Below are 13,168 nucleotides of genomic sequence, written 5' to 3'. Positions count from 1 at the left end.
CTGCCCCTGTTTTACATACTTGAACCACTCCTGGGGAACCATGGTCTGTGGCTGGCATTCTGCTTTTTTATGATTGCACGCGGTGCCGGACTTTGGGTAGCTTTCAGGAGAATGGTTTTATAAATTAGCAACTCCCTCAAGTATCATGGAGATTTCTTAGTAAGATACTTCAAACAGTATCCATTTTGCAGCCAATTGACAAGATGAGGTATTGACATTCAAAGACACTAAAAACATCCAAAGGTAATATCCTGTTGGGCACGTTATTTAGTTTTCAAATCCCCCGCTTCTTTCCTGAAATAGGTCCTTGTAAAATCGAATGTGCGAAGAATATTGGGCCTGCAATTCATGAGAGACGCACGTATCAGCGTAAACTCAATGCGATAGCTTAATGGGATGGCAGCCACATCATCCAGCAACAACTGGTCTGCCTGCCGGTATAGTTCCATGCGCTTCTTGTTATCAATCTCGGCATTCGCCTTTTCATAAAGGGCATCAAACTCCGGGTTTTTATACCTGCATGGATTGATATCCACCTCCACACTCAGGTCACTCGTAACGGGTGCGCCGTAGAACAGGGACAGGAATGATTCGGGGTCGGGATAGTCGGCCGCCCATCCCATTCTGAACAACGGGACAAATCCGCCATACACGCGTGGTATCAGTTCCTGGAACGGCATGATCACGAGATCTACATGCACGTTCAGGTTTTTCTGAAGCATATCCTGAACAGCCTCCCCCATCTTCTCATGGCCTTCCGGAAACATCATCTCGATAGAAGGAAATCCTTTTCCATTGGGGTATCCCGCCTTTGCCAACAACTTTTTGGCCATGTCGGGATCATAGGAGACCGGACGGATTTTGGTTGCATCGTAGCCGCTGATGGTCGGCGGAACCACACCATACTCGCCAGGCGCAGCGAGTCCGTCGAACATATACAAGGCCAGGTTCTTTATATCAATGGCCATGGCAAAGGCCCTACGAACATCACGGTTCCGGAACATATCCATCTGATGTTGAAAACCAATGAAGGTGGTGCTGAGTACCGTGCTCTCCATCAATCGGAATTTTCTTTTGGGATTTCCCGACAGGAACTTCTCTGCGGTTTGCCTCCCTGCGGAACTCACAATGTCGAGCTTATCGTTCTGCAGATCGGCCAGCTCGTTCTGTGAAGGATTAAAGGTGTACACCACGCCATCCAGGTAAGGCAGCGCATTGCCCTCATCGTCCATCTTCCAATAATTGCCGTTGCGGATAAGCGTCACATGCTCCCCCGGCAATACTTTACTTACCTTGAAAGGACCGGTTCCCACCGCATGATCATCGAGGTGTTCCACCCCGTATTTTTTCACCGCCTCCCGTGGGTAAATAAACAGGAACGGGGCACCCAGTATATTCAGAAAGCCAGCGTATGGTTTGTTCAGGATAATCTCGATCGTATTCTCGTCGACCACATGCACACCGGCAACACTGTCTACCAGACCATCCCCCCGATCACGTGATTCATAGTACTCCGTGGCCCCTTTGATGCGGTCCTTCAGGATCCAGAATGCATCGTTTTGCGGACCCGGTTCACAAACCTGATGCAAACAATACGCCACATCAGATGCCTTGAATTCACGCCCCTTACCTCCCGGAAAGCACGGGTCATCATGGAAATAAATATTCTTCCTCAGATGAAAAACAAACCTTGTTGCGCTGTCCAGTATTTCCCATCTTTCCGCCAGGCAGGGTTCAACCATGCTGCCGCTACCTGAGAAACTGACCAGGTTCTCCATGACATTTCTGAGGATCTGATACGATCCGTTGTCTGAAGCATTCGGTGGATAGAGGCTGGCAAAACCAAACTCAATATTGCGGCGCACCACCCCACCATACTTCTCGGACTTCTGATTTTCAACCACTACCTCTGTATCCTTCCGGTTACCACAGGATACAACCACACAAAGGAGCCATCCGAAGATCAGGTATGTTACAGTCCGCTTCATTCTTAATTCTTCATTCTTAATTCTTAGCTTCATTCTTCACGTGCAATGTATGCTTCGCTGAAATCGAATTTCGTATTAAGCCCATGAAAGTTTTTGATATCGGATCGCATCAGGGATATATATGATCCATAGTACAACGGAATGGCGGCCACATCCTCCATTAACAGGCTATCCGCTCTGGCATACAGAAGGGACCTCCTGGTAATGTCCGTTTCCCGGTAGGCCTCATCCAGCAACATATCAAACAATGGGTTTACATATCTGCACGGATTCACATCGGTACTCACAGAAGGATTCAAAGGAACATTGGCGCCATAGAACAAATTCAGGAATGTCTCCGGATCGGGGTAATCCGCCACCCACCCTATTCTGAACATGGGCACATAACCGCCGTATGCTTTTTTAATCATGTCCTGAAACGGGACCAGCACCAGTTCCGTCCGGATACCAACATTCTCGAGCATTTTATGCAGGGATTCCCCGAAACGTGCAAACAGTCGCTCAAAGGCCATCTGAAACACAGGTAAACCCTTACCATCCGGATAACCTGCTTCTTTCAGCAACTGCCTGGCACTGTCAGGATCAAACGCGTATCCCGTCACCTTATCATAGGGAAACTTTTCGAAGCCATGCGGAACCACTCCTTTATCTGCAACCATGCTGCCCTCTGGCAACAACTTGTTAAGCTCATCCCTGTCGATAGCCATGGCTATGGCTCTCCTTACCCTTACGTCCTTGAGAACCGGATCTTTGTGTTGAAGCCCGAGAAAAGACATGGATAACTGTAAATTGTTTAATGCCTTGAAACGTTTTTTTTCGGTTTTGGACATCAACTGATTCACCTGGTCCTGATTTGAGTGAAAGATGATGGACAGCCTGCCTTTTTCCAATTCTTCCAACTCATTCATACCGGGATCAAATGACAGAGCAAGGGCGTCCAGCTTAGGTAGGCGGTTGCCCTCATTATCCTTTCGCCAATAGTTCGGATTTCCGATCATCACCACATATTCGGCCGGCTTTACCTCCTTGATCATAAATGGTCCGGTTCCCACGGGATGTTCATCGATATGATCCGGTCCGTATTTGGTAACCGCTTCATGCGGATAAACAAAAGTATATTGGGTGGTCAGAATACTAAGAAACACACTGTAAGGTTGGGTTAAGGTCACCTCCAGTGTGTATTTATCAATGACGCGGATTCCTGAGACACTGTTTACTTTACCATCACCCGCCTCTTTCGACATGTAGTACTCTTTGCTTCCCAGAATCTTATCATTGATAATCCAGAATGCATCATTGTTATCTCCGGGCTTGCACAACTGAGTGAGGCAGAATTCAAAATCCGAGGCTGTCACTTCCCTGCCTTTTCCGTCCGGGAAACAGGCGTCATCATGAAAATAGACACCCTTACGGATGTGAAATATGTAACGAATACCATTGTCGATCACATTCCAGCTTTCAGCCAGGGAAGGCAACAAGGCCTGTGTGGCATCATTATAGGTAATCAAGCCTTCCATCATATTGGCCAATACAACATAGGACACATTGTCCGTGGCCATCAACGGATACAAGCTTCTATAGCTCTCCTTGAAATTCATGCTGATCACATCCTGTGGCCGTTCCGCACCCCCCAACTCTTCCTGCTTACCGGGCGACACACATGCCTGCAAAAGCATCAAACCGCTTAAAACAAACAAAACAGAAACCTTGGTGTACAAATTCATGGCAGCGAGAACTTACGTATTATACTGCAAACACATTCGTTGGTTACACAACACTAATGGCAATTTTTCCTGATCAGTTCGTATACATTGATATTACCCAACTCTCCTGATTTACTCCAATCCAGACAGCCCCCTTCTTTATCTCCGTTATAAATTTTTGCGCTTCCTCTTTGCAGCCAGGCTTCCGCATCTTTAGGGCTTAACTTGATCACCATGTCAAAATCCCGGATAGCCTGATCGTACTTTTTCAATTGCATCCATGTTACCGCACGGTCAAAATATGCATTGACATACTTTTCATCCAGGGCAATTGCCCTTTTAAAATCTTCCATAGCTCCCCGGTAATCCTGCAGAATGGCTTTTACTTTTCCCCGGTTCTTGTAAGCCCTGCTGTGGGTTGAATCTATCTCAATAGCCCTATTGAAAGATTGCATGGCGGATTTGGTATTGCTCAATTTGAGATAGATCACTCCCAGTTCGTAATGCGCCTCCGTCAAGGTACTATCGTGAGAAATGGCTCCGGACAGATCCTCTATGGCACCATCCAGATCTTCTTTTAAAATCTTTTCCCGGCCTTTTTCGAGCAAGTGTTCAGCCTTTTTGCTTTGTGCAAACAACGACCCGGAAATAAGGAGAAAAAGGAATCCTGCAGCAAGTGGTCTCATGGAATTAAAGATAAATTATTTTAAGAAGAATTTCTTCGAGAACAAGCATTTATAGCTCTTCCTGGTTTCGAAACAAAATCTTTCCACACGCCATCACCACCTTCCTGGCAAATACTGTACATCTTCATAGTCAGCTATTCAAAAGTCAAATGCGATCATTCACACCTAAACATGGTGGCATCTGTTTCAATCACAGGTCCACCGACTTTGGATCTTCAATCACAAATTTGAGTATTGAAATTTGTTAATCTGATAAATATCGCCTTATATTTGGGCCAGAGTGTAGTAGTATCCGGCATTAGCCAATTTCAGATTTTCTTTTCTTAGTTATTCACGGCCATGTGTGGTGCATGGTTCGAATGCTTGGTACTGCCCTAAACCAACATCGAATGAATACAAAGGCGCAATGCATTTTTGCATTTACCGCTTGGTTGCTGTGCACAACAGCATTCACAACCAACGGCCAAAACACATCATCCCCGGACAGAACAGATTCACCGGCAGCCCATCCGCGGGCATGGACGGTCACTGACCCGTTTTCTGCGGAAGTGTTTATAGAAAACAACGGGCAGTTTGACCAACCCGACGGACAGCCGCTGAAAGATGTACGATTTGCAATCAATAACCAGGGACTCAAGGTGTACTTCACCCCTTCCGGTTTCAGCTACCATGTGATCAATATCGTACCCAAACCGCGATATAACAGCCCGGAAGAACGGCATGAAATTCTGGAGGAAGTCGAACACCATATCCGCAAGCATGGCAAGGTTGATGCAAGCCTGAGCCGGTTCTTTGACGACAAATCAGCCTACGTTCATATTGAATGGGTCAATGCGAACCCGGAAGCAAAAGTGGAAGTTACCGGGATGGTTCCGGACAATTATTCATACAGCGTCCCCCGGCAGGAAGCCGCAAACAAATCAGTCATTGCACGGGCCTATCAAAAGTTGGTCTACAGAAATATTTACCCGCACATTGATGTTGAATTCTATTTCCCTGCAAAGAATTCATCAAAAGAGCTGGGGGTAAAATACAATGTCATCGTTCATCCCGGTGGAGATCTTTCCCGGGTGAAGATGAAATACAGCGGCATGGAAAGTATTGCTGTGGACGAACAGGGAAATATCATCGCCCACATTGCAGACGGGAAGATCACGGACCATGCGCCCGATCTCGCCTATGTAGATCATAAAGGCCAACCGGTCCGCGCTTCATTCAAACTGGATGGCACAACGGTATCATTCAAGGTTCCTGATTACGACAAGACGAAAAAACTGGTCATCGACCCCTTCACTTCCGTCTGGAGCATAAGCCCCGGCTTTACAACAGCCAACGACGGCTATACCATACGGTTGGATTTCAACCACAACGTGTATGTAATGGGCGGCGGTGTTTCCAACGGAGGCTTTGTTCCTTCCTACAACTACCAGGTTAAAAAATTCAATACGGCCGGCGTCCTTCAGTGGACCGCCACCGGTCTGGCATCTACCAACCTCGGTGCCTACGGAGATATGATCGTACTTCGCGGAGGGAAGGTGATCGTGGGTATGGGCATCGGCGCCGGGAACACGGGGTATATTCTTGCCACCGCCAACGGCGCCATCACCACCAGAAATGTACCTAATGTCAACGAATTCGGCTGGCGCCTGTATTACAACCAGGTGGTAGATAACGGCGTGCTCTGGGCAGGTGGCGGAAGCAATAACGGCTCACATCTTATCCGGACCGATACATCCCTGACCACCGGAACGATCTATTGCCCCTGGGGAACAGCAGGAAACACCGAAGACATTTGCTACCTGACACAGGACAAAGCCAGTCAGTTTGTTTACATCACCAATTCCACCAACTCCAACCCGAATTCGTCTGCCACCGCACCCAAGTTCTGTAAATCTTCAGTGGCCACACCGGGGACAGCCATATGGAAGGTCAATGAACCCACCAACATGATGGAGCTGGGGCAAGGGTCATTCATCAACGGTGGTGCCGCAGGATTTGCCGGAGGATGGTCCACAGGTGTAAACGGCATGGTCATTTGCAACGACCGCATATATACTTACAATGGTAACGACCTGAGGGCATATGACCCTGCCACCGGGAATATGATCACCAGTGTGACCGTTGGCGGAACTCTGGATAAGTTCTCAGGACTTGATGTGGATAGCTGTTGCCGGGTATATGTGGGGCTAAACGGCGTTGTGAAGAGGTACAGTTCAAACCTGGTTTTCGATGCTTCATTCCCGGTGACCAATAGCGTGTATGACCTGAAGTTTGATCCGCTGGACGATGATTATTTGTATGTAACCGGAAAAGGTTTTGTACAAAAACTGCTACGGAATACCTGCCCTACCTGTATCGATACAGCCAGTACACCGGTGCAGGGATGTGTGTTGGGAACCGGCACGGTAACCGTGACAGACCCCAGCGGTACACAACCCTATACTTATTTATGGAGCAATGGAAAAACAACCCAAACCATTACGGGCCTGGATCCGGGACAGTACATTGTCACCGTCACAGACAGCGATCCGGTATGTCCGCTCCAATGGATTGATACGGTCATTGTGAATGGGGTATACATCCCATGTGGCCCGAGGGTGACCCTCACCGCCACTCCCGATACGATATGTCTCGGTTTCTGCACCGATCTGGAAGCCACCACCACGGACGGCACCGAACCATACACCTATGCATGGAATCCTAACATCGGAACAGGCGGCGGACCGCATAATGTTTGCCCGGCAACAACAACAAGATACTACGTTACCGTCACTGACAACGACGGAAATTCAGACACCGCTTCCGTACTGGTCGTCGTCCACGACCCTCCATCCCTCGTAACAAGTACCATCCCACCAACATGTGATGGTCTGTGTGACGGGACCGGTACGGTCACATCTACCGGCAATGGCCCCTTCACTTACCAATGGGACGATGCCAACAGCCAAAACACATCTTCCGCAACAGGGTTATGTGTGGGTACTTATCATGTCACCGTTACGGACAGTTTTGGTTGTACCGACAGCACATCTGTTACGCTCACATCACCTCCTGCCATGACCCTGACAACGGACTCTACCGATCAGTCATGCTTCGGCACCTGCGATGGCGCCACCACCGTGACCGCATCCGGAGGCTCATCGCCGTACCAATATCAGTGGAACGATGGTTCCTCACAAGCCACTGCGACCGCCACAGGTTTGTGTTCAGGCTCTTATGATGTCACGGTTACCGATGCGAATGGTTGCACCGCCATCACATCGGTTTCCGTGAATGAGCCGCTACGCATTACATCATCCATGGATTCCACGGATACCGATTGCGGTTCAGCAACAGGTACGGGAACAGTTACCGCTTCAGGCGGCACAGGTAACTTCACCTATGTGTGGAGCGACCCTTCCTCCCAAACCACAGCAACGGCAACCGGCCTCGGCATTGGCACATACACCGTGACCATCATGGATGCGAACGGATGCATCGCCACCGATGAGGTGTCCATCAAAGAGCTTGGCGGTTTTCCGGTAACCATTACAAAAACCGATGTGGTATGTAACGGCGCATGCGATGGCACCGCAACTGTAACACCTGACGGAGGTAATCCACCACATACATTTCTATGGAGTACAGGCACGGGGAATCAGACCACACAAACAGCCACCGGTCTATGTCCGGGTACATATAATGTAACAGTCACCGATGCCTCAGGGTGCTCAGGATCAGGAACCGTAACGATCACAGAACCACCGCTGCTGCATATTACCGAAACACATACCCCGGTTTCCTGTAACGGCATGAACGATGGTTCCATTGACATCAGTATCAGTGGTGGCTCTCCACCTGTCTCGGTCATGTGGGATCAGGGAAGTACTTCGGAAGATCTTTCCAATCTGGGTGCGGGCACTTACTGTGTGACCATCACGGATGCAAACGGATGTACAGATTCCTTATGTGTGTTAATCACAGAACCTGCCGCCATCCTCCTGGATACCTCTACCATCAAGACTTCCTGCAATATATGTAACGGATCGGCTACGGTTTCTGTCACCGGTGGTGGTACCACACCATTTTCATATATGTGGGATGATGGCAATTCGCAAACTTCGGCAACCGCAACCGGTTTGTGTGCCGGTAATTACAACGTTACCGTCACCGATGGTTCAGGCTGTTCAGCGGAGATCCCGGCACAGGTAATGATACATGATTCACCGGTGGCCTGTTTCGCCGACTCCACAACGGGTTGCGCACCACTGAGCGCTTCATTTGTCAATTGTTCAACCGGAGGCTCCACCTATTTTTGGGACATGGGAGATGGAACAACCTCCGACCTGCCAGACCCGGGTCACATTTACAATTCCGCGGGGTGCTACGATATATCCCTTACCGTTACCTCGCAGGAAGGATGTAGTGCCACACTCACCAAATCGTGCTATGTATCGGCACATCCGGTTCCAAAGGCCGACTTTGATGCCAGTCCGTGGACAACCACCATCCTCTCTCCTACTGTTAATTTCATTGATAAGTCATCCAACGCATCCGCATGGTTCTGGGATTTCGGAGATGGCGTGACGGATACCACGCAAAACCCTGAGCACACTTATTCGGATACCGGCTGCTACAACGTACGTCTTATCCTTATCAATCAGTTTGATTGCACAGACACCATGGAGCGGATTGTGTGCGTGAAGGATATCTACAGCTTTTACCTTCCCAATGCCTTTTCCCCCAACAACGACGGAGTAAACGAAACCTTCACACCGGTCTATTACGGCATCTGTGAATTTGAGATGTACATATTCGACCGGTGGGGCAACATGATCCATCGCACCAATTCCCTGAAAGGCTGGGATGGAAAAGTGGAAGGCGGCTCTGACGAAATAGCTCAGGAAGATGTATATGTGTGGCTTGTCAGGGCCATCGATTGCAACGGTAAAACGATCAACCGCACCGGCCATGTGACCTTGTTGAAATAAGTCGTTATCCGGGAAACATCAGACATATTATCCCGGAGAAAGAAAGTGCATAAAGTTATTGCGGCACGTACGAACTTTGGAAAAGACCCGGTGATTTGATGCCAGGTTTTTTGAAATGTGATACATTTACCGTGATTTGAATGCACCGATGATTACCAACGACTACCAGGCTATACTTGAGAGGATCCGAAAGGAAGTGAAGCCGCTTCTGAGCAAAGGCAAAGTGGCAAACTATATCCCCCCGTTGGGCGGTATCTCTCCGGATAAATTCGGAATGTCTGTCTGCACTGTGGACGGACAAATGTTCACCACCGGAGATGTCGACGAGACATTCTCTATCCAAAGTATTTCCAAAGTATTATCACTGACGCTTGCCATCAACCTTCTTCCCGACAGCATCTGGGAACGACTCGGACGCGAACCTTCAGGCAATCCCTTCAACTCCCTCATCCAACTTGAATACGAGAAAGGAAGACCACGAAATCCCTTCATCAACGCAGGAGCCATCGTGATTGCGGATATCATCATGGAGCATGTGGAAAACGCTCCGGAAGACCTGATCAACTTTGTCAGAAAACTCAGCGACAACGACAGCATCGACTATGACAAGAACATTGCCGCCGCCGAAAAGAAGTTCGGTCACACCAACCGGGCATTGGCCAACTTCATCAAATCGTTCGGGAATCTTGACAATGATGTGGAGGCTGTGCTGGACCTTTACTTTCACCAATGTTCCATCGCCATGTCATGTACAGACCTGGCCAGGGCATTCAGCTTTCTGGCCAACAAAGGCCGGTCGGCCATTTCCAATGAAGAAGTGGTAACCACTGCCACCGCCAAACGGATCAATGCGGTCATGATTACCTGCGGATTATATGATGACGTTGGTGATTTTGCATACCGGGTGGGATTACCCGGCAAGAGTGGTGTAGGCGGCGGGATCGTTGCGGTGGTTCCTGGCGAACTGAGTGTCGCCGTTTGGTCTCCCGGATTAAATGAACACGGCAACTCTTTGGCCGGTGTAAAAGCACTTGAACTCTTTACAACCTACGCCGACAATTCCATCTTTTAACGGCCGCACCGTATGTGCTTAACATGGTTTTGGCCCATGGATTTTCTTGTGCAGACTTCCTAAAATCCCTTCATATAGGATGGATGGAACGAACTTAATTTCACAACTTGCCGTATTATTACGAGTGTAGAGTGTACGTCCATTGATGAGGTCTTTATTGTTCATATGTCTTACCCTGGCATTGCCATTGTCAAAATCCATGGCGCAGTGCATCTCATGCGACATTAATATGTCGTTTGAACGTGCAGCCGGTGACTGTGACGGCGAGAAGACCCAACCGTGTCTTCCGGACAATTTCGATGGTAACTGGATCACCTGTAACTACCCTGGTGGCGGACCAGCCACATCTGATATACAACCGGGGCAATACGGATTTACCGAAGCACCAACCGATGGTTCATCCTATATGTCATTCTGGGCAAGCGGAGGCAGCGGAACAGCCGAAGCCAACGGAGAACGTACCGCCCTTGAACTGTGCAGTCCGCTGGAAGCGGGAACGCAATATTGTTTCACGCTGGATTATGTGAGACCCGCAGGTGGATTCAATGCACCGAGTATTCTTCTTATTGAAGGGGGCATGTCCGCATGCAATGCCGGGGAGATCTTATTCCAAAGCGCGGAAACCTCTACCCCCGCTCCAGGTACCTGGGGCACATGGACTTTTTGTTTCACCCCTGCGCAGAACTGGACACATTTACGGTTTCGCGCGGTTGACGGTCCTTCCGGTGGATTCGGGGGTTATCTCGGAATTGATAACTGGGTAAGCACAGATGGGAATTTCCCGCCATCTTCCGGCAGCAACATCACCCTGCAAACTTCCGGAGATCAAAGTATTTGTGAAGGAGAACAAGTAAACCTTAATGTGGTCCCGAGCGGCGGCATTACACCTTATACTTATGCCTGGACACCTACGACGGGATTGAGTGATCCGAATATTTCCAATCCGGTTGCCCAACCCAACCAAACAACAACATATACTGTTAACGTAACGGATAGCGCAGGATGTAGCCAAAGCAAGGCCATAACCATTACCGTAAATCCGGTCCCGGTGGTCATGGTTGCTCCGGACTCGACATGTGCCGGAAGTTGCGTAAGTCTGTCTGCCACCGGTGCAACGACCTACACCTGGTCACCGGTTACGGGACTGAGCGATCCGAATAGTGCCAATCCACAAGCCTGCCCTACTTCAACAACAACCTATACCGTAAGCGGTGTCACCGGAAACGGATGCCAGCATGACACCACGGTTACCGTAAAAATATTCGATGCACCTGTTGCAGATGCAGGCCCCGACGTAAGCTACTGTGCCGGAGACAGCGCCCAGCTTAATGGCAGCGGCAGCGGAGGCACTTCACCATATACTTATATCTGGTCACCGTCACAAGGGCTAAGCGATCCCAACATCGCGAACCCCTTCTCTACAACCAACCAAAACACCACACTCTACCTGACGGTGACCGATGCCAAGGGTTGCATGGGCGTGGACAGTGTATTAGTCACTGTCCAGCCCGGCCCCTGTTCTATTTCCGCATTCCTGAGTGCCTCACCTTCACAGTTATGTCCGGGTGAGTGCACAGACCTGACCGCCGCACCATCCGGAGGAACATCTCCTTACACATTTCAATGGAACCAGGGAATCTCACCGGCAGCCGGACCACATAACGTATGCCCGAACACGACGACAAGCTACAGCGTAACTATTACGGATGCCAACGGAGATACCGCTTCCGCATCCATTCAGGTCACCGTGTTCAGTGCACCTGCCAGCACCACCACATCCACCAACAGCAATTGCGGCCAGAACAACGGAAGCGTAACGGTCACTGCGAGCGGCCAGGCACCGTATATGTATTTATGGTCTCCCGGTGCGTATACCACTGCAACGGTAAGCGGATTGTCCGCAGGCAACTACTACGTAACCGTAAATGATGGCAACGGCTGCACCACGAATGATACGGCTACAGTGGGAAACATCGGCGGACCCACCAGCTGTTTTGATGCGGATACCACTGCAGGATGCAGTCCGCTTGATGTCCAGTTCTCCAACTGCAGCAACGGCGCTGTAACATATGAATGGGATTTCGGCGATAATTCCGCAAGTACTTCAGGCACACCAACACACCAATTCTCCGCGGCGGGATGCTATGATATAACGCTGGTCTGCACCTCAGCGAATGGTTGTACCGACACGCTTACCCGGGATTGCTTTATTGAGGTTTATCCGGATCCACAGGCCCAGTTCCAGACCTCTCCGGAAGTGGTGAATATTTTCAATCCGGAAGTTTCGTTTACTGATTTCTCGGCAGGAGCCGTTCAATGGTTATGGTATTTCGGAGACCGGGACACTTCCGGAATTCAGAATCCAACCCACGTTTACGCTGACACCGGAAGCTATACCGTCATGCTGACCATCGCAAACAGTTATGGCTGTGTTGATACCGCCCTGGGCGTTGTTTACATCGAAGACATCCCGACATTTTATGTACCGGACGCATTCAGTCCTAACGGAGATGGGGTCAATGACCTGTTCTTCCCGCTGGGAAATGTCATGGATGTGAGCCGTCTTGAACTGCTGGTATTCGACCGTTGGGGTAACCTCATTTTCGAAGGAAACGACTGGACGGGCTGGGACGGAAGGGTCGAAGGAAGCACCGAGATTGTCCAGGAAGATGTTTATGTGTGGGTCGTCCGCGCGTGGACCTGGAAGGGTGAACAGATACGAGAAATGGGCAAGGTCACGGTAGTCCAT

6 protein-coding genes are annotated in these 13,168 nt (G+C 49.5%); 3 read left to right on the top strand and 3 right to left on the bottom strand.

The features are described from left to right. Positions 1–263: 263 nt before the first annotated feature. From KDD36_12615 to KDD36_12605, 3 genes are read right to left on the bottom strand one after another with little or no spacing between them, the layout of a single operon-like run. Positions 264–2,021 (bottom strand): ABC transporter substrate-binding protein, encoded by a 1,758-nt coding sequence (locus KDD36_12615; protein ID MCB0397494.1) that lies wholly within the window; start codon positions 2,019–2,021, stop codon positions 264–266. Next, positions 2,018–3,712: an ABC transporter substrate-binding protein gene (locus KDD36_12610; protein ID MCB0397493.1), complete on the bottom strand. Its 1,695-nt coding sequence runs from the start codon at positions 3,710–3,712 to the stop codon at positions 2,018–2,020. Before KDD36_12610 ends, KDD36_12615 begins: the two co-directional genes overlap by 4 nt. 53 nt (positions 3,713–3,765) lie before the next feature. Beyond that, on the bottom strand, positions 3,766–4,377 hold the full coding sequence (locus KDD36_12605) for a tetratricopeptide repeat protein (protein ID MCB0397492.1): 612 nt from the start codon (positions 4,375–4,377) through the stop codon (positions 3,766–3,768). A 389-nt stretch (positions 4,378–4,766) separates the two neighbouring features. Between KDD36_12605 and KDD36_12600 the strand changes: the two genes are divergently transcribed. From KDD36_12600 to KDD36_12590, 3 genes are all read left to right on the top strand, one after another. Continuing rightward, a complete protein-coding gene (locus KDD36_12600; GenBank protein ID MCB0397491.1) occupies positions 4,767–9,347 on the top strand; it encodes a gliding motility-associated C-terminal domain-containing protein in 4,581 nt (1,526 codons plus the stop codon). 148 nt (positions 9,348–9,495) lie between these two features. Continuing rightward, positions 9,496–10,419 (top strand): glutaminase, encoded by a 924-nt coding sequence (locus KDD36_12595; protein ID MCB0397490.1) that lies wholly within the window; start codon positions 9,496–9,498, stop codon positions 10,417–10,419. 145 nt (positions 10,420–10,564) lie between these two features. Further along, positions 10,565–13,168, top strand: a 2,604-nt coding sequence (locus tag KDD36_12590) for a gliding motility-associated C-terminal domain-containing protein (protein ID MCB0397489.1), incomplete at its 3' end; no start/stop codon positions are given.

The organism is Flavobacteriales bacterium, assembly GCA_020435415.1.
Lineage (GTDB): Bacteria > Bacteroidota > Bacteroidia > JACJYZ01 > JACJYZ01 > JACJYZ01.
Note: the sequence above shows the minus strand (reverse complement) of the source record. Positions and strands in the feature narration are given on the sequence as shown.

What these genes read in the sequence shown, in the direction of transcription:
- KDD36_12615 (MCB0397494.1), bottom strand. Translation starts at nt 2,021, where the DNA reads ATGAAGCTAAGAATTAAGAATGAAGAATTAAGAATGAAGCGGACTGTA.
- KDD36_12610 (MCB0397493.1), bottom strand. Translation starts at nt 3,712, where the DNA reads ATGAATTTGTACACCAAGGTTTCTGTTTTGTTTGTTTTAAGCGGTTTG.
- KDD36_12605 (MCB0397492.1), bottom strand. Translation starts at nt 4,377, where the DNA reads ATGAGACCACTTGCTGCAGGATTCCTTTTTCTCCTTATTTCCGGGTCG.
- KDD36_12600 (MCB0397491.1), top strand. Translation starts at nt 4,767, where the DNA reads ATGAATACAAAGGCGCAATGCATTTTTGCATTTACCGCTTGGTTGCTG.
- KDD36_12595 (MCB0397490.1), top strand. Translation starts at nt 9,496, where the DNA reads ATGATTACCAACGACTACCAGGCTATACTTGAGAGGATCCGAAAGGAA.